Below are 18,797 nucleotides of genomic sequence, written 5' to 3'. Positions count from 1 at the left end.
GTGATTACTGCTCTTGTAGTGTAAGTTTTGGAGAAGCTTTTTTATAAGCCGTATAAAGGAAAACCGCCAAGCTTGATAATGCAGTTACAATGCCAAGAGGATAAGCGATTTCCTGCGATAAACTAAATCCTTCAGGAGCAATTAAGATATAGGTCACCACAACTGCAGTCATAAAGGTTGCCGGCAAAGAAATAAACCAGTGACTTCTTGCCTTGGTAACCATATACATTGCCGCAGTCCAAAGAACAACTGTTGCTAAAGTTTGGTTGGCCCAACCGAAGTATCTCCAGATGATTGCAAAATTTACTTGTGTCAGTAAAAATCCAACAACAAAAAGAGGAATGGTAACAATTAAACGTTTTGCGATTGATTTTTGTGAGAAATTCAAAGAATCGGCGATTGTTAGGCGAGCGCTTCTAAATGCTGTATCACCAGAGGTTATTGGTGCAGCTACAACTCCAAAAATGGCAAGAAATCCACCAACTTTTCCCAGCAGACTATTGCAGATTTCGTTTACTACCCATGCCGCATTGTGTCCTGGTTGTGCCATTGTTTCTCCCAGTTCTCTAACGCCACCAAAAAAGGTCATAGCGGCAGCAGCCCAAATCATAGCAACAACACCTTCGGCAATCATAGTACCGTAAAATATCTTTCTTCCTTGTTTTTCATTAGTCATACAACGAGCCATTAACGGAGACTGTGTTGCATGGAAACCCGAAATTGCTCCACATGCAATGGTGATGAACAGTAAGGGGTAGATTGGATATTTATCGGGACTTGAATGTAAATTACCAATATTGGCAGGAATTAGTTCAGGAATGTGGAATCCTCCAAAAATAAGAGCCCCAGCGATTCCAACGGCCATAATTAGTAAGCAAAGGCCAAAAAATGGATATACTTTTCCAATTAGTTTGTCGATGGGTACCAGTGTTGCGATTAGATAATACAAGAAAATAGCACCAATTAAAATGGAAATATTGAAGCCTGTTAATCCATTTAAAATACTTGCAGGGCCTTTAATAAATACCACTCCAACCAGCACCAATAGAATTACAGAGAACACTCTCATGAAATTTTTGAAGGCTGGTCCTAAGTATTTTCCTACTACTTCGGGAATACTTGCACCACCATGACGGACGGACAGCATTCCTGAGAAGTAATCGTGAACTGCTCCGGCAAAAATGCATCCAAATACGATCCAAATGAATGCAACAGGTCCCCAAAGAGCACCTGCAATAGCTCCAAAGATAGGACCTAATCCTGCAATATTTAAAAACTGGATTAGAAAAATTTTCTTCCAACCCATTGGTACAAAGTCAACACCATCTTCCTGCGCAATGGCAGGGGTTGTTTTTTCCGGGTCGGCACCAAATTTGTTTTCAACAAATTTTCCGTACACAACGTAACCCAAAATCAAAGCCACAATACATATAAAAAAGGTTATCATAGTAAATTGTTTTGAATGAATAATGATTTATCGATTAGATAATTTATTGATACAAAACAAGTGGAATCGTTTGCATTGCAAAAGGGTAGTTTTGCGCAAATCAATGAAAAATACGCTCACATGCCTGTGAGTATTATTACGTATATTTGGCTTGTATGCTGCTTGTGGCTAAGGAATTAGCCCCTTATTTGGAACAGGTACAATTAAAGCGTGATAAGTGCCTCTTTTTCAGATTATATTTCGATAATGTTGTGTTTAACTGCAAACATTACCATTGCAATTGAGTTGGTGCAATTTGTTTTGCTTAGCAGGTTTGCCCGATGACGTTCGACGGTTCGGATACTTATAAACAGCGTGTCGGCAATTTTATTATTGTTAAAGCCTTTACAGATTAATTGCAGTACTTCAAGTTCACGATCAGTGAAATTGACAATTTCTGAGGGTTTTTTTTGTTCTTTGCGTTTGTTTAGAATTCCAACAAGCAGTTCCTGCGAAAAGTAAGATCCGCCTAAAGCGACAGTTTGCAGAGCTGCAGACAGTTCATCAACATCTGAATTTTTTAATAGAAAACCTTTCACCCCGGCTTCCACCATTTTGTCGTAATACTGTTCTTCCCCATGCATAGAAAGTACAATTATTTTGAGCTTTGGATGAAATTTCATGGCTTCAATTGCAGCCTCAATACCATTCATTTTTGGCATGTTAATGTCCATTAAAACAATATCGGGAGTACTAATTTCCAATAAATTCAAAAACTCCTTACCATCTTCGGCTTCAGCAATAACATTAATGCCTTCCATATCTTCCAGAAGAAAACGCAGGCCTTTCCTAAATATTTTGTGATCATCAACAATGATAATTTTTTGTTCTTCCATATCCGAAGTTTTAAAGGTTTACGGTAACAACTGCCATCATACCACCGGTTTCAGGCGTACTTTGGATATTGTGTGTTCCATTTAAGGAGCGAATTCGGCTCAGAATATTGTACAAGCCCATTCCTGATGTTTCGATACTAATCTCTTGTGGATTGAAACCTTTCCCATCGTCAATATAAATAAGATTTAGGGAATTATTCTCTTTTGAAAGTGTAATTTGAATGTTACTGGCCCCGGCATGTTTAATGGTATTGTTGATTAGTTCTGTAACAACTCTGTATATCACCACTTCCACCTGCTGGTTTAATCTGCCTTCCAAATTTTTCGAATCCAATGTAATGTTGATTGATTTGGATAAGTTTATTTGGTTGATAAACGAGTGAATGGCATTTACCAGTCCAAAATCGTTTAAAACATGTGGGCTTAAATTGTTTGATATTTCTTTGATATTGACCAGGGTTTCGCTTACTATTTCCCGCGAAGCCGTAATCATTTTCTCATTTCGATCGCTTAATTTTGATTTTGCAAGGGCGGAAAGATACAAGTTAATACTGGACAGCAATGGACCAATAGAATCGTGAAGATCGGTAGCAAACCTCTTTCTCTCGTTTTCTTCTGTTTCAATAACGGCGTTTAATACTTTGCGTTCTGTTTCTTGTCTAACGCTGATATCACTAATTACTGCCAAGATTAATCTGCTGTCTGACAAATCAATTAAGCTGAAGTGAATCTCAACCGGGAAAGTTGTTTTATCTTTTCTTTGCTGAACCGATTCCAGTTTTAAAGATGGGTTTTTAGGATTTAGCTTTTGCCAGTAGGAATGCAACTGATCCAATTCGAATTTGTGATCCAAAAGAGTCACATTGGAACTAATAATTTCATCGCGTGTATACCCCAGCATGGTAGTTGCCGCCAGGTTAACATCCATAATTTGTCCATCGAAATTAAGGATGATTATTTCATCGGCGGCTTGTTCTATTAAAGATCTCCATCTCTTTTCCGAAGCTTTAATCTTTTTTTCGGCTTCTTTTCTTTGTGTGATATCAATTAAAGTTCCAACCAGATTAATGGCTTGCTTTTGCGATTCGAAATTCATAATTTTTGCTTTCGCCTTCAGCCACATCCAGGTTTTGTTCTTTGCCTGAATCCGAAATTCCACAACAAAAAGATCACTTTGGCCACTTTCCAGTTTTTTCCTTTCCGAAAGAAATACTTTTAAGTCATCCGGGTGAATTAGTCTTTCGACAAATTCGGGCGTGTTTTGAATCAAATCAGAATTATAGCCTAGTTTTTCCCATATATTCTTGCTGATGTAGGTCGTTTTCATGGTGAAATTGTGTTCCCAAACACCATCAGAATTGGCATCAAGCATTCTCAACAGCCTGTTCCTGCTGCTTTTCAACTCTTTATTTTTGGCTAGTAACCGACTTTCGTTTCGTTGCCGTTTAATTTTTGCATAGGTAATAATAAGCAGTAATAGAATGATAAATGTAATTAGAATGATGAGGCTAAATTTGTGTTTCGATAAAAATGAGGGAGGCTGATTAATGATTAAACTGCTTTTTGGAAGCTGTTTTGCCTCAATCCCGAACCGTTTCATTTGATTGAAATCGAATTGAAAACTATTGTATCCTTCAGTTACAATTGGAATCGAATTTACATCAACACCATCGATAATTTTAACAGCCAGTTCAGCGGCTAATTTCCCTTGTTTAAAACCACTTGTCAGCATACCGCCAACAATTCCTTCATTAAAATAAAATTCCCATGAGCTATAAATGGGCAGCTGGGTGGCTTCGCGGATTATTTCTATGTTTTCCTGATAAGAAATATAGTTTCCCTCCTTGTCCCGGCTAAAATTAATAAGAAGAATAATATTGGAGTCATCAAGATTTTTCACCTTCTCTACCAAATCTTTAATGGAAAGATTCTCCAGAAATACTAGTTTGACATCTGTTTTTAATTCGGGCCAAAATGAGATGATGTGATTTCGGTTGATCACAGCCGATGTGGTGATATTATCGTTGATTACAACTAAATTTTTGGCTTTTGGATGCAGTTTAAGAGCCTGCTCAATAGTTTGCTTAAAATCGATGTATTCGGTAACTCCTGTAATATTAGCCATTCCTTCAATCAAACTGTTGTCAAATTGATCGATCGAACAGAAAATGATGGGAATGTCCTTAAAGAATTCTTTTTGATAGTCGCGGGTAAAGTAAAGAGCGTTATTGTCTGAAGCAATAACTGCAGAGTAGGGGATTTCCTGATGTTTTAGGCGGTATAACTTTACAAACTCATCAAGGTATTCTTCATCATACCTTCGTTTGGTATCCATGTACTCAAACTGAATTTCGATATTTTCGTGTTGATTCAGAACAGATAGAATTCCTTTTGTGATGTTGTCTGTCCAATTCAACCCTTGATGGTAGGAATGGAGAATCAGTACTTTTTGTCTTCGGGCTGAAACATCCAACGAGAGAGCCAGTAAGATAGCCAGAACTAAGAAAATGCACTTGTATATTTTGAGGTGTAATTTCATTCTAATTGGTTATTCTGCAATAAAGTATTTGTCTTCAATTAAGTACAAAATGCAAATTAATAAGTAGAATAACAAGACAGTCTGTACCTTACTCAATTTCAATAATTCTGTTTTTTACTGCATACATTACCAAGGAAGTTGAATTTTTACATGCCGTTTTGCTTAGTAAATTAGACCGGTGGCGGTCAACCGTTCTTTGGCTGATGAATAATTCCTCTGCAATTTCGGCATTGCTGTAGCCATCACATATCAGTTTTAAAACTTCCAATTCCCGTTGTGATAATTTTACAGTTTCGGTTCTTAATTTGTGCAGTCTTTTTTGATCCAGAATATCAACCAAAAGTTCCTGAGAGAAGTAACTTTTTCCGGCCATTACTGCTTCCAGTGCTGAGATCAGTTCATCTGCATCCGAATTTTTAAGCAGAAAACCTTTAACCCCGGCATCTAACATTTGATCGTAGTATTCCTCTTCTCCGTGCATAGACAGAACAATTATTTTCATGTCAGGAAATTTCTCGAGAGCTTTTCGTGTGGCTTCAATTCCATTCATTTCGGGCATGTTAATGTCCATTAAGGCAATATCAATTTGAATATTATCAGCCATTTCGAGAAATTCTTTTCCGTTCGAGGCTTCCCCTACAATGTTAATATTAGGAACATTATTTAATAGAAACCGCAATCCACTTCTAAACATTTTGTGGTCATCCACAATCATTACCCTGTACTCACTCATGCTCTTTAATTTTACAGATTAATTTCTATTACTGCCATCATGCCGCCACGTTTTGGGTGGCTTTTTATTTTGTGCGAACCGTTTAACGACTTAATCCTGCTAAATACATTATACAATCCCATTCCCGTTGATGTTCCGGCATTAATCTCCTTGGCATCAAAACCAATTCCGTCGTCAATATAGATAAGAGAAACTAAATTTTCTTCTCTTGACAAGTTTATTTCAATATTTGTTGCCTTAGCGTGTTTAATTGTATTGTTAATTAATTCGCTTACTACCCTAAAAATAACGACTTCAACCTGATGATTGATTCGCTCTTTCATATTTTCAGCATAAAAACTAATGCTGATGGCCTGCGATAAATTGATTTTGTTGGTGAAAGAACGAATGGCTTTTTCCAATCCGAAATCGTTCAAAATATGCGGGCTCAGGTTGTTCGAAATTTCTTTGATGCTTACCAAAGCTTCATTTACTGCTTCAACAGAAGCTTTTATAATGTTCTTTTTCTCAACTTCCGATTCAAATTTATCTATGGATGAGAGATATAAGTTAATACTGGAAAGCAGCGGACCAATAGAATCATGCAAATCGGTAGCGAACCGTTTTCGTTCACTTTCTTCTGTGTTGATTACTGCATTTAGAATTTTTCGTTCGGTTTTCTGGCGTTCACTAATATCATTTACCAGAGACAAAATGAGCTTGCTGTCCTGCAATTCTATCAGGCTAAGGTGAATTTCAACAGGAAAACTTGATCCGTCTTTTCTTTTTTGCACCGACTCAAAAGAAAGAGAAGGGTAGGAAGCATTTAATTTTCTCCAATAAGTATGAAGTTCCGAACTGCTGTGTCTGGAATCTATTTCGCTGTAATTCAGGGTCAGAATTTCATCCGTAGAATAACCCAGCCAATTGCATGCCGCCGAATTGGCATCCAGAATATTGCCGTCAGTATTGTAAATTAATATTCCATCGGATGCCTGTTCAATTAAGGAACGCCATCTTTTTTCCGAGACTCTCAACTTTCGTTCTTCGCTTTTTATTGTTTCTTCGGCTTCTTTTCGTTGGGTGATATTAATAAGTGTACCAACAATGTTTAAAGGTTTTCCATTTTGGTCATAATCAAGAATTTGTCCTTTTGCTTTGAACCACATCCAGTGTTTTGTGCTTGTAAAAATTCTGAATTCGACAATAAACAACGCGCTATAGCCCAATTTGTTTTGCCGGTGTTTTTGTTTAATGATGATTAAATCCTCCGGATGAATAATTTTACAGAGAAGATCTTTTGTGTTTGAAATCGTTACAGATTTATAGCCTAATTTATCCCATATGATCTTGCTTATGTAGGTTTGATCGTTTGCGAAATTATGTTCCCAAACACCATCTGAATTTGCATCCAGCATTCGAAGAAGTCTGTCCCGGCTGCTTTTAAGTTCAAGATTTGCTTCTTCTAAATTTTCAGTACGTACTTTAACAAGTTCCAAAAGATTGTGCCGGTGATCTTCCAGCTCCTTATTTTGTTTGATAATTTGTTCGGTTTGTAATTCCAGTTTTTCGTTGGCAAACACAACTTCTTTTGTTCTGTCGGCTACCCTTCGGTCCAATTCTTCATTTTCCTGAATCAGTTTTTTCTCATTTTGCTCCCTTTTCAATTTCGAGTACCTTAAGATAATTGCAATGATTAAACCGAATATAATTATTACAAATAGTGATGTTTGGTATTGGGGAACAATAGGAGGCGGTTGGTTGCTGATGAAACTACCTTTGGGAAGTTGTTTAGGGAGAATTCCAAAACGTTTCATTTGTTCGAAATCGAATTTGAAATTGTTGTATCCGGAGTGAATAACCGGAATTTTATTGATCTCTTTCCCATGCAATACCTTAAGAGCAATTTTAGCAGCTAATTCTCCTTCTTTATATCCACTTGTGAGCATCCCTCCAACAATACCCTCGTTAAAATAGAATTCCCAACTACTATAGATTGGTAATTTTGTTGCCTTTCGTATAATTTCAATATTTTCCTGATAGGAGATAAAATTTCCTTCTTTATCGCGGCTAAAATTCAGAAGGTAAATAATGCTGTTGGGATCAAGGTTTCTCACCTGATCAACCAGTTCATCAATGAGTAAATTCTCCAAAAAAATAAGTTCAACATCGGTATGTAAGTCAGGCCAAAAAGATTTGATATTATTTCTGTTCAAGATTGCTGATTGGGTCTGATTGTCGTTAATCACAACCAATTTTGTTGCTTTAGGATGCAAACGCAAGGCTGCTTCAATCGTTTTTCGGGAGTCAATTTCTTCGGTAACACCAGAAACTTGTTCAATTCCTTTCACTAACTGATCGGAGAATTGATTAATAGAACAAAAAATTATTGGTGTGTTTTTAAAGAAATTGGTATAGTAATCCCTTACAAAATCCAATGCATTGTTGTCAGAAACAATGATGGCATCAAATTTATTTTTTAGGTGTTTGAGACCATAAAGATTCGCGAATTCTTTCAGATATTCGGGATTTGAATTCCGCTTTGTGTCCATGTATTCAAACATCAGCTCAACATTGTCTTCACGACCCAAAACAGACTGTATTCCTGCACTTACATTATCGGTCCAATTCAATCCCTGATGGTAGGAATGCAGAATAAGTACTCTTTGTTTTCTTGCAGAAGCTTGAAATGCAAAAAGGAAAATGAAGAAAATCAGAAGGAGAGTCTTCCAATAAATGTTACTTATATTACTCATATTCTGTTTATACTTCTCCATCGTAAAATGGTTATATCAGGTCGATTCCAAAGGATGGGTAAGATACAAAGGCTAAAGATGATATGCTATGTTGTAAAATACCCAATTTGGGCACCTTTATGGTTTCGGATTTTCAGATTTATTGCCTGAAATATATCTATTTAATGTTCTGTGTTAGAACAGCTTCTCCGTTTAGGATTTTTTTTGCAAGACTTTGTATGGTACGTTCTTTTACGAGAACAGTATAATTTTTTCGCAATTCTGAGAAATCATCATGCAAAGGGCATTTGTTTTCATAGTCGCAGCTTTTAAAACCAAAGCTACAGCTGATAAAAGATTTTTCTCCATCAATTGCTGTAATAATTTTATAGAGTTGAAGGTCTTCATTCTCCTTATCAAAGAAAAACCCGCCATTTCTTCCTTTCAAACTTTTTATTAGATCGAAGCGGGTTAGTACCTGCAATATTTTTGCAGTGAAGTGTTCAGGCGATTCTATATTTTCGGCTATTTCCTTAAATCCCGGACGTTTTTCTTTCCAGTTTTGCAATTGGATATAAACCAGTGCACGAATCGCATATTCGGCAGTCTTTGAGAGCATAAATATTCTGAATTATTAGTACTTGTTGTATTTCGACTTGAACCATACTTAATAATTGAAGTCAAAATCCAGAAAAAGACAAAGGGGTCTTTTAGTCGCTAAATTAGATTAATATTTTAACAATTACAAAAGGGAGGAAATAAGGGGAATGGGATTACAGAAGGTGTTTTGAGAGGGAACAAAAGAGGCAAAATCAATTTTGATTCTGCCTCTTTTTTCTATTTTTTAGCTGTAAATAGCTTCAGCACTAATTTCCTGGTTCTGATTTGTTTACAGGCCCAATACTTTAGCACCTTGCTTAAACACAACATCTTTTGGAATACCGGCATTGTTTACACGATCTAAATCTTTCTGAAGATCTTCACGAATAAAGCCTCTTTCAGCAATCATTTGCTGTGCAGCTTCATAGTTTCCATCGCCCTGAACAATTAGAATTTGTTTTCCCAATTCATTCATAGCGGCTTTCATTTTCCCAAAATCAACTTTGTAAGTTCCTGTTTCTGCATTTCTTGTAAAGGCACCTTGTTCTTCGAAGAAATAGAAACGGATCATATTTGCTTTTCCGTGAGCACTGGCAGCACCAAAACGTACCGATCGGAAAATGCCAGCCATAAAAGTAACGTAATTATCCATCAGCTTGTCAGCATCCAGTTCGCCCCACTCAGCCATTTGTGTAATCATATACAAACCAAGAATATCTGCTTTTCCTTCTTCAATAGAAGTATAAGTATCTTTTAATGCCTTACGTACGCTTTCCTGATCTTTTAAAGTGTATTTAATACCCAAACCGTGAGCCACTTCGTGAAACATCACATTTTCGAAGAAAGCATCAAAGGTTACGTTTTTACGTTGACTTTCGTCCATTAATAAATCTGAAATAGGAACTAGAATCTTATCGAATTTAGCTTTCATTGCATTTTTCAACTGCAATTTTCTTGATCCTTTTTGAGCGTGAACACGAGGATCGTTTGGCAGGTTAATAGCAATGTTCTTGCTGCCCGCATTGCAATCGCCCGCATAGTAGATTACGTCATAAACATTCATATCCGCATTAGCATTCGCTTTTTCTGCTTTGTACTCGGCAGGAACAGGAAGTCCCTCCTGCAGGCGAGGTAGTAAAGAAGCGAATTTTGACAATTTTTCGCTCCAGACTTTGTCTTTCACCAAAATCTGACCAGAGTGCGAAGCTTTGTATCCGTAAAGGGCATCTTCGTATGTTTCGATAGGACCAACAACAAAATCGATTGTGTTGGTTTTCATATCCATCCAAGCCAAATCAGAAGCCAGGTAATCATCTGTTAAAAGAGCTGTTGAACGCAGCTCAAGATATTTTTTCAGACCAGCATCTTCAGCTAATTCTGAGGCTTTTAGTAACAAATCAGCAGCTTTTTCAATTTGTTCCTGATACGCAATATGATAGGGAACCACTTTAAGGTCACCATTTTCGTCGCGCTCAATTTTTGTGTACCAATCAGTTTTCAATTCATCTTCGATGGCATCAAATTCTTCTGGAGTCATGTCGCCTGGATAAAAGTTTGCACCTTTAGGTTTTGCTCCAAATCCATCAATGAAAGGAAGGTTATTGTTTAGACGATCCCAAGGGCCGTAATTTATTTTTGAATAAGCAATGGCAGCAGGATCGGTAAGCGTTCCTAAAAATTCTGCTTTGTCTCCAATTGCGTCTTTCCAGAATAACTCTTCCATAATATCAGCAGCGTCCATTAAAATTGGAAGCATTTGTTTTTCGTTTTCGGTCAGTTTACTGATGTCTGTTGTTAGTTCAAATTCAGCGTACTGATCTACTAATTTTTGTATTGGAGAAACCTCAGCTTGTTTGGTTGGTTTTTCATTACAAGCCACAAAGCCTAAACTCAAGGCCAGCAACAATGTAATTGAAGCAATTTTTTTCATTTGAGTATGTAATTTAAGTTAGAAAATGTTGTTTGGTTTTGATTTGTTCAACAATAAAATTGAAGAATTATTTTTTACATTGCAAGATCTTCTGTCAGTAATCAAAAATACGGCAAAGAATTGTTTTATCAAGATTTACCTTGCATTAATTAACTTAAACAAGCTAACAATTATAAAAATGAAGAATAAATATTTAATTGCTGCCATTCTTGTATTTGGTCTGTTGCAGACATCATTGGCAAAAAAGAAGGAAGAGGAAAAGAAAAGTTATCAGTTTACCATCGAAAAACAGTTGAAGACAAGTCCGGTGAAAAATCAGTACCGTTCCGGAACTTGCTGGTCTTTTGCAAGCATTTCATTTTTGGAATCGGAAATTATTCGATTGGGAAAAGAGGAAGTGGATTTTTCGGAGATGTTTATTGTGAACCGTAACTATCATTTACGTGCCAAGGATTATGTCCGTTTTCACGGGATGAAAAGTTTCTCTGCCGGAGCAGAAGGCTGGGATGCTTTGAACGTTGTAAAGGATTTTGGTTTGATTCCGCAGGAAGCTTATTCAGGAAATACCTTTGATGAAACAATGCCGGTGCACGGCGAAATGGATGAGGTTTTGAAAGCCTATGTTGATGCTGTGGTGAAAAACAAGAACAAAAAAATTACTCCGGTTTGGATGAGAGGATTTGATGGGATTCTGGATGTTTACTTAGGTGAGATACCAGAGACTTTTACGTACAATACTAAAGAATACACACCAAAGTCTTTCGCAAAGGAACAAGGCCTTAATATGGACGATTACGTAACAATTACTTCCTATACACATCATCCGTTTTACGAAAGCTTTATTTTCGAAGGACCGGATAACTGGTCGTTGGGAGAGGTGTACAATTTACCAATGGATGAAATGATGCAGGTTGTTGATAATGCCATTGAGAATGGATACAGTCTTGCCTGGGGAAGCGATGTTAGTGAAGATGGATTTGCATATCGTAAAGGTGTGGCTGTAGTTCCCGAAACCGAAGAAAAAAGCATGGATAATGCGGAAATTTCGAAATGGGAGAAAATGAGCAAGGATCAGAAAGCGGCATACGGAACAGAATATCCTGTGAAAGAAAAAGAAATAACACAAGAAATGCGTCAAATTGCGTTTGATAATTACGAATCGACCGAAGATCATTTGATGCACATGGTAGGTATTGCGAAAGATCAGAATGGCAGCAAGTATTACCTGATTAAAAACTCTTGGGGAACCGACAACAATCCTTACGATGGATATTTTTATGCATCGAAGGCATTTGTACAGTACAAAACCGTTGGTTTGCTATTGCATAAAGATGCGATTCCTGCCGAGATTGCCAAGAAACTGGGATTGAAATAAAATCCAAATACTAAATGAAGTGGGCTTGGATGAAAATTCAAGCCCTTTTTTATGCAAAACACCTCCTCCCACATGGGAAGGAGGTGAAAAAAAAGCAATGGAAACGAATTTCCATTACAAATATCTTCTGAGCTTATCCAATTTTCGCTTTATCAGTAACAACATAGTATCTCGGATCATCAATATCTCTCAAAATAACGGTTCTAAAGTGATCATCGGCACGTTGCAGTAAAGTAATACAGTCATCACTTAAGTGTTTCAATTTAATGGTTTTTCCGGCATTTTCATACTTCTGAACCAAATTACTGATTGCTTCAATTCCCGAATGGTCGGTTACACGTGATTCGATAAAATCAATTTCTACCGATTCAGGATCATTTTCGACATCAAATTTGTTATTGAAAGTGGTAATGGAACCAAAAAATAAAGGACCCCAAATTTCATATATTTTAGTACCATCTTCCCGAAATGATCTTCTTGCACGGATTCTACGGGCATTTTCCCAGGAAAAAGCAAGAGCACTTACGATAACACCAACCAGTACTGCAATGGCAAGATCGAAGATAACAGTTAGGCCGGATACAAGAATCAATACAAAGGCATCGGCTTTTGGTATTTTAAGTAATACATTAAAGGTTGACCAGGCAAATGTTCCGATAACCACCATAAACATTACTCCCACAAGTGCAGCGATTGGCACCATTTCGATATAAGGAGAGGCAAAAAGAATAAATATCAATAAGGTAGATGCAGCAATAATACCCGATAGTCTTCCTCGTCCGCCCGATTTTACATTAATCAGCGATTGACCAATCATGGCACATCCGCCCATACCACCAAAAAATCCGGTAACGATATTGGCTGCCCCCTGAGCCATACATTCGCGGTTTCCGTTTCCACGGCTATTGGTAATTTCGTCCAGTAAATTCAAAGTCATTAGCGACTCAATAAGACCAATGGCAGCTAAAATTACCGCATAAGGAAGAATAAAGGCAACGGTAGTCCAGTTGAAAGGAACCATTACAAACAATTGACTCTGGAAAGAAGGCAAACCACCTTTAAGACCAGTACCGCCGCCATCTCTAATAAATGATCCAACAGTGCTGACATCAAGATTCCCAAATATTACAATGGCCGATACAGTTAAAATTGCAACAAGAGCTGCAGGTATTTTACTTGTAATCTTAGGAAGAAGATACATGATACTCATGGTGAGAATAACCAAACCAACCATCGTATATAGAACTTTATCTGCTGCCCAAAAAGTTTCACGGTTTATATGTAGGGTGTAGTCTGAGAAAGAAATAGCATTCCAATTAATTACCTGTGGAAACATCCCTAGCTGCGACATGAAAATAACAATGGCCAAACCATTTACAAACCCCATCATAACAGGGTGGGGAATGAGTCTGATGAATTTACCAAACTTGAAAACACCGGCTAAAAATTGAAGAACACCTGCCAGAATTATTGTTGCGAACAAATAGTTCAAACCCATATCCTGAACAGGATTAGCCATTGCCATTCCCAGATCATTTCCTTCTTTTACAAGGCTGACTAAAACAACTGCCATGGCTCCGGTAGCTCCGGATATCATTCCCGGGCGACCACCAAAAACAGAAGTAATTAAACCAACCATAAAGGCAGCGTAAAGCCCAACTAACGGATCAACACCAGCCACAAAGGCAAAAGCAACCGCTTCTGGTACCAACGCAAGAGCTACGGTTAATCCGGATAATATATCATCTTTTGAATTTGCTGCTTTCTTTCTGAAAAAATCTACCATATGTTATCATCAAAATTTTGAATAAGTCGGCAAAACTAGGTTTTTAATATTTAGGAATGCTGGTACTGGGGTATAGAATTCACTTTTATTTGAGCGAAAACGATTTATGTGCTGCCTAAGATGTTTCGGGAAGCTTGATTTCGTTCTCATTTACAATTTTGCACCATTAAATTTGAAATATAAATAGACTTCTTTCCGGAGAATATTTTTTTTCATTCTCTTAAATTCCTTAAATTGAAATCAGTAATAAAAGAGGGAATGATTCTGATTGAAACTCTTATTTGCCCGGACCAGTTTTAGGGGAATGTGAAAAAGATTGATATCGATTATTAATCAGTGTGTGATGAAAAGAGTAATTAAGGACTTTAAAAGCATTGGCGTTGAGTTAATTCAACATTTGATAAAAACCTTTCCCGATGGAATTTATGAAGATGATTTGATAAGCATTACCAAACCAAATGGTGATAAAATAAATGTTGTGGAGCTGCATACTGAAGATACCATCTATTTAATTAAAATGAATCAGGAACTTCAGACCCGAATTGATTCTTTTACAGGAGATTTTGAAGGACTTGATCCCTATTCTGATGGGTATAGAGATAATCCTTAGTCTTCAGTTTTGGTTAAAATTGCAATTGACGATTTGATGATTCCCAATTTGTCGTATCCACATTCCCGATACAATTCCTGTTGAGTTCCTTGTTCTATCCACTTATCGGGTACACCCAAGCGTTTTACCCTGGCCCGGTAATGGTTATCATTTACAAACTCGATGACTGCAGAACCTAATCCGCCAATAATACACCCATCTTCAAGAGTGATAACCTGATCGTGTTTTCCAAGAACCTCATGCAGTAATTCGGTATCAATAGGTTTCAGATATCTCATGTCGTAATGAGCAATCGAGTAGCCGTCTTTTTCCAGTTCTTCAATGGCATCCACAGCTTCCACGCCAATAGCTCCAATCGATAGAATTGCAAGATCTTTTCCGTCTTTTAGTTTTTGGCCTTTGCCAACAGGAAGAATCTCAAAAGGTTTTTGCCAATCAAGAATACGACCCTTACCTCGAGGGTAACGAATAGAAAAAGGACCCATATTTTCTTGTTGGGCAGTAAACATCAAATTTCTCAACTCAATCGCATCAAGAGGAGACGCAATAGTCATATTTGGAATGCACCGGAAGAAGGCCAGGTCGTAAACGCCATGATGAGTTGCACCATCGGCACCAACAACACCGCCACGATCCAGGCAAAATACAACATTTACATTTTGCAGGGCTACATCATGAATTACCTGATCGTAAGCTCTTTGCATAAATGATGAGTAGATAGCACAAAAAGGTAATTTTCCTTTTGCCGCCAGTCCCCCAGAGAAAGTAACTGCATGCTGCTCTGCAATTCCCACATCAAATGCCCGATCAGGCATTTTTTCCATCATGATATTTAATGAACTGCCGGTTGGCATTGCAGGAGTGATTCCAACAATTTTATCATTCATTTCGGCTAGTTCAACTAAGGTATTGCCAAAAACTTCTTGAAATTTTGGTGCTTGCGGACTCTTGGATTCAGTTTGTAAAATTTCACCTGTTACTTTGTCAAACATTCCTGGTGCATGCCAGTAGGTCTGGTCTTGTTCTGCCAGTTTAAAACCCTTTCCTTTTTGCGTAATAACATGCAGAAGCTTTGGTCCGGAAATTTTTTGCAAATCACTTAAAACTTTCACCATATGATTTACATCATGTCCATCAACAGGTCCAAAATACCTGAAGTTAAAAGCTTCAAAAATGTTACTCTGTTTTAGCAGAATGGTTTTGATTCCATGTTCTACTTTCTGAAATATTTTTTGAGTATTTGGATTTAACCGGTTTAATTTCCCTAAAAACCGCCAAACATCATTCTTTACTTTATTATAGGTTTGAGAAGTGGTGATATCAAGCAAATAGTTATTTAAACCACCAACATTTGGGTCAATTGCCATATTGTTATCATTCAGAATCACCAATAAGTCAGCATTGTTATTCGCAGCATTGTTCAATCCTTCAAAGGCCAAACCGGCAGTCATCGACCCATCACCAATTACGGCAACTGTTTTTCGATCGGTCTCTCCATTTAAATGCGCGGCAGTGGCCATTCCCAATGCTGCAGAAATCGACGTCGAGGAGTGTCCAACAGTAAACGCATCGTATTCACTTTCGTTTCTGTTAGGGAAACCACTTATCCCTTTGTATTTTCTGTTGGTATGAAAAACATCTTTTCTTCCTGTAAGAATTTTATGTCCGTATGCCTGATGACCAACATCCCAAATCAGGTTGTCGTAGGGAGTATTTAGCACATAGTGAAGGGCAACGGTAAGTTCCACCACACCCAAACTGGCACCAAAATGCCCTGGATTACACGAAACTTCTTCAATAATTTCTTGGCGCAATTCTTCACAAACCTGAATAAGGTCGTCTTCTGATACCTTTTTCAGATCGGATGGAATATTGATTTTATCTAAAATTTTTTTTTCAGACTTGGCCATGTACGAAATCCCCCTTTTTATCGTTTAACAGAATAAGAATTTGTTTATCAATCACTTTTTTAAATTGATCTTAGATAAACAGATCATTCCGGAAGAAAAATTATGCACGAAGATAGTAATAAAAACGAAAGTATTCTTTCATTTAGTGATGACGATACCGTGTCAGATTCTTATATTTGTTTGTGCTTTTTTTGTAACGGATTGCATCTGTCTTTAGGTAATGTTCTGTTTTGTAGAATTTTTTTTAGTAAATAACGGATGTCAGATATAGAGTCTTAGGTGCTCCCGAAAAAAGAGAATCTGAATACTTTATAATTAGATTAGATAATAAGAATGATTAATAAGTGGTATTAGTTCGTAGTAAAGGAAATAAATAATAATAAACATGTTCAAAAAAACGAGCCCGCTGGTATTTATTTTAGTATCAGTTTTTCTATGTTTTTCTTGTGTTCCTACAAGACAATTTCAAGAACTTCAATTTAAACAACAAAATTGTCAGGATGAATTGGAGATGGAAAAGGAAAAAAATCTTAAGCTAAGTGAGTCAAACAACGAATTGAGTGGAAAGCTTGAGGTTTTAGATGAAAAATATAAAAACATTGTTGCCGATACGCTGCAAATATCGCGACGCCTTCAATCTGCACGGGAACGATTGAGCAGAATAGAAAAGAGCAATCAGGATTTGCTTAATCAATTGGCAGGAATGCAGGCAGGCAACGAAAAGGAAACTAAAGCTTTATTAGGTCAGATTAAAAAAGCTCAGAATGAATTAAGGCTGCGTGAAGATGAAGTTCTTTCTTTGGAAAAAGAAATGGATGCCCGCAAACGAACTCTGGATGCCTTACAGGCTGAATTGAATCGGAGAGATAAGCGTTTGCAGGAATTGGAATCGGCTTTAAATAGAAAAGATGAGGCCGTTAAGGCATTAAAGCAAAAGGTGATGAATGCCCTTACCGGATTTGAAGGCAATGGTTTGTCGATCACCACTAAAAATGGAAAGGTTTATGTTTCCATGGATGAAAAGCTCCTTTTTAAGTCGGGAAGTTATCAGGTGGATCAAAGAGGAGTGGATGCATTAGGACATTTAGCGGGTGTATTGGCCCAAAACAAAGATATTAATGTAATGATTGAAGGTCATACCGATAATGTTCCTTACAAGGGTATCGGTGAGCTAAAAGACAATTGGGATTTAAGTGTGAAAAGAGCAACATCGATTGTTAGGATACTGATTTTAAATGCTGGAATTGATGCAGAAAGACTTACCGTTGCGGGTAGAAGTAAATACGTGCCGATTGGTACTAATGCAACCGCCGAAGGTCGTAGTAAAAATCGTAGAACTGAGATCATTCTCACCCCAAAATTGGATGAGTTGTTTAAGATTCTAGAAAGTAACTAAATAATGTTTTAATGATCTCATATCTTAATTTTGATATCTCAAATCCTTAAAATATGAAGCTTAATAAGTCGATCATCGGAATGGTGCATGTTCAGGCATTGCCTGGAACGCCGAAGAATAAATATTCCTTGGCAAAGATTTGTGAAATTGCTGTGTTAGAGGCTAAGCAATACGAGGAGGCCGGCTTGGATGCCATCATGATTGAGAACATGCACGACGTTCCGTATTTAAAAGGATCTGTTGGACCGGAAATAACCGCCTCTATGGCAGTTGTTGCAAAATCGTTACGTGATGCTGTAAAATTGCCTTTGGGAATTCAGATTCTGGCAGGAGCCAATAAAGAAGCTCTGGCCGTAGCAAAAGCTGCAAATTTTCAATTTATCCGTGCCGAGGGTTTTGTATTTGGGCATGTTGCCGACGAGGGTTATATCGATTCTTGTGCCGGGGAGTTGATGCGGTATCGAAAAGCAATTGGAGCAGAAAATGTTCTTGTGTTTACCGATATTAAAAAGAAGCACAGCTCGCATGCCATTACTGCCGATGTGGATATTGATGAAACAGCGGAGACTGCCGAATTTTTTCTAAGTGATGGTGTAATTGTTACAGGCTCTTCAACAGGCAGAGCTGTTTATTTGCACGAGTTAAAAAGCTTAAAGGATAAAATTCACATTCCTGTATTAATTGGATCTGGTATTACTGCAGAGAATCTTTCGGAGTATTGGGATTATGCTTCTGCTTTTATTGTTGGTTCGCATTTTAAGAAAGATGGATATTGGGAGAATGACATTTCTGATGAGCGGTTGAAAATATTTATGCAAACAGTTAAGAAATTAAGAAACCAATAATTGTTAAAAAAAAGCTGCCTTTATGGGCAGCTTTTTT

General features: G+C 37.3%; 13 protein-coding genes. 4 read left to right on the top strand and 9 right to left on the bottom strand.

The window, feature by feature from the left end; translation table 11 throughout:
* Positions 1-4: 4 nt before the first annotated feature.
* The 7 genes from ACKU4N_RS19810 to ACKU4N_RS19780 all read right to left on the bottom strand — a co-directional run bounded on the left by ACKU4N_RS19810 (position 5) and on the right by ACKU4N_RS19780 (position 10,838).
* A complete protein-coding gene (locus ACKU4N_RS19810; protein ID WP_321319404.1) occupies positions 5-1,447 on the bottom strand; it encodes a carbon starvation CstA family protein in 1,443 nt (480 codons plus the stop codon).
* A gap of 233 nt (positions 1,448-1,680) precedes the next feature.
* Entirely contained in the window at positions 1,681-2,322 is a 642-nt protein-coding gene (locus tag ACKU4N_RS19805; protein ID WP_321319402.1) for a response regulator transcription factor, read from the bottom strand.
* 10 nt (positions 2,323-2,332) lie between these two features.
* The gene (locus ACKU4N_RS19800) at positions 2,333-4,861 is read right to left on the bottom strand and encodes a sensor histidine kinase (protein WP_321319400.1); all 2,529 of its coding nucleotides are present in this window, start codon (positions 4,859-4,861) and stop codon (positions 2,333-2,335) included.
* Positions 4,862-4,949: 88 nt separating this feature from the next.
* Positions 4,950-5,594 (bottom strand): response regulator, encoded by a 645-nt coding sequence (locus tag ACKU4N_RS19795; RefSeq protein WP_321319398.1) that lies wholly within the window; start codon positions 5,592-5,594, stop codon positions 4,950-4,952.
* Between the two features lie 11 nt (positions 5,595-5,605).
* On the bottom strand, positions 5,606-8,350 hold the full coding sequence (locus ACKU4N_RS19790) for a sensor histidine kinase (protein ID WP_321319396.1): 2,745 nt from the start codon (positions 8,348-8,350) through the stop codon (positions 5,606-5,608).
* A 136-nt stretch (positions 8,351-8,486) separates the two neighbouring features.
* Complete coding sequence (locus ACKU4N_RS19785) at positions 8,487-8,927, bottom strand: RrF2 family transcriptional regulator (RefSeq protein ID WP_321319394.1); 441 nt, start codon at positions 8,925-8,927, stop codon at positions 8,487-8,489.
* Between the two features lie 270 nt (positions 8,928-9,197).
* Positions 9,198-10,838: a dipeptidyl-peptidase 3 family protein gene (locus ACKU4N_RS19780; protein ID WP_321319392.1), complete on the bottom strand. Its 1,641-nt coding sequence runs from the start codon at positions 10,836-10,838 to the stop codon at positions 9,198-9,200.
* 178 nt (positions 10,839-11,016) lie between these two features.
* Here ACKU4N_RS19780 and ACKU4N_RS19775 point away from each other — a divergent pair, with 178 nt between their 5' ends.
* On the top strand, positions 11,017-12,213 hold the full coding sequence (locus ACKU4N_RS19775) for a C1 family peptidase (RefSeq protein WP_321319391.1): 1,197 nt from the start codon (positions 11,017-11,019) through the stop codon (positions 12,211-12,213).
* Positions 12,214-12,346: 133 nt separating this feature from the next.
* Here ACKU4N_RS19775 and ACKU4N_RS19770 read toward each other — a convergent pair whose 3' ends face one another.
* A complete protein-coding gene (locus ACKU4N_RS19770; protein WP_321319389.1) occupies positions 12,347-13,999 on the bottom strand; it encodes a SulP family inorganic anion transporter in 1,653 nt (550 codons plus the stop codon).
* 343 nt (positions 14,000-14,342) lie between these two features.
* Here ACKU4N_RS19770 and ACKU4N_RS19765 point away from each other — a divergent pair, with 343 nt between their 5' ends.
* Positions 14,343-14,609, top strand: a complete 267-nt coding sequence (locus tag ACKU4N_RS19765; RefSeq protein ID WP_321319387.1) for a hypothetical protein — start codon at positions 14,343-14,345, stop codon at positions 14,607-14,609.
* Here ACKU4N_RS19765 and dxs read toward each other — a convergent pair.
* Positions 14,606-16,519, bottom strand: coding sequence for a 1-deoxy-D-xylulose-5-phosphate synthase (gene dxs, locus ACKU4N_RS19760; protein WP_321319384.1), 1,914 nt, complete (start codon positions 16,517-16,519; stop codon positions 14,606-14,608). The two genes, ACKU4N_RS19765 and dxs, sit on opposite strands and share 4 nt — an antisense overlap.
* Positions 16,520-17,030: 511 nt before the next feature.
* Here dxs and ACKU4N_RS19755 point away from each other — a divergent pair.
* Both ACKU4N_RS19755 and ACKU4N_RS19750 read left to right on the top strand, forming a co-directional pair.
* Entirely contained in the window at positions 17,031-17,915 is an 885-nt protein-coding gene (locus ACKU4N_RS19755; RefSeq protein WP_321319382.1) for an OmpA family protein, read from the top strand.
* 53 nt (positions 17,916-17,968) lie between these two features.
* Complete coding sequence (locus tag ACKU4N_RS19750) at positions 17,969-18,760, top strand: BtpA/SgcQ family protein (protein WP_321319380.1); 792 nt, start codon at positions 17,969-17,971, stop codon at positions 18,758-18,760.
* Positions 18,761-18,797: the final 37 nt, after the last annotated feature.

Origin of the sequence: Labilibaculum sp. (genome assembly GCF_963664555.1) — a bacterium.
Classification (GTDB): Bacteria; Bacteroidota; Bacteroidia; order Bacteroidales; family Marinifilaceae; genus Labilibaculum.
Note: the sequence above shows the minus strand (reverse complement) of the source record. Positions and strands in the feature narration are given on the sequence as shown.

Coding starts and splice junctions, on each gene's coding strand:
- ACKU4N_RS19780 (WP_321319392.1), bottom strand. CDS start 10,838: ATGAAAAAAATTGCTTCAATTACATTGTTGCTGGCCTTGAGTTTAGGC.
- ACKU4N_RS19810 (WP_321319404.1), bottom strand. CDS start 1,447: ATGATAACCTTTTTTATATGTATTGTGGCTTTGATTTTGGGTTACGTT.
- ACKU4N_RS19770 (WP_321319389.1), bottom strand. CDS start 13,999: ATGGTAGATTTTTTCAGAAAGAAAGCAGCAAATTCAAAAGATGATATA.
- dxs (WP_321319384.1), bottom strand. CDS start 16,519: ATGGCCAAGTCTGAAAAAAAAATTTTAGATAAAATCAATATTCCATCC.
- ACKU4N_RS19750 (WP_321319380.1), top strand. CDS start 17,969: ATGAAGCTTAATAAGTCGATCATCGGAATGGTGCATGTTCAGGCATTG.
- ACKU4N_RS19790 (WP_321319396.1), bottom strand. CDS start 8,350: ATGGAGAAGTATAAACAGAATATGAGTAATATAAGTAACATTTATTGG.
- ACKU4N_RS19755 (WP_321319382.1), top strand. CDS start 17,031: ATGGAAAAGGAAAAAAATCTTAAGCTAAGTGAGTCAAACAACGAATTG.
- ACKU4N_RS19800 (WP_321319400.1), bottom strand. CDS start 4,861: ATGAAATTACACCTCAAAATATACAAGTGCATTTTCTTAGTTCTGGCT.
- ACKU4N_RS19785 (WP_321319394.1), bottom strand. CDS start 8,927: ATGCTCTCAAAGACTGCCGAATATGCGATTCGTGCACTGGTTTATATC.
- ACKU4N_RS19775 (WP_321319391.1), top strand. CDS start 11,017: ATGAAGAATAAATATTTAATTGCTGCCATTCTTGTATTTGGTCTGTTG.
- ACKU4N_RS19795 (WP_321319398.1), bottom strand. CDS start 5,594: ATGAGTGAGTACAGGGTAATGATTGTGGATGACCACAAAATGTTTAGA.
- ACKU4N_RS19765 (WP_321319387.1), top strand. CDS start 14,343: ATGAAAAGAGTAATTAAGGACTTTAAAAGCATTGGCGTTGAGTTAATT.
- ACKU4N_RS19805 (WP_321319402.1), bottom strand. CDS start 2,322: ATGGAAGAACAAAAAATTATCATTGTTGATGATCACAAAATATTTAGG.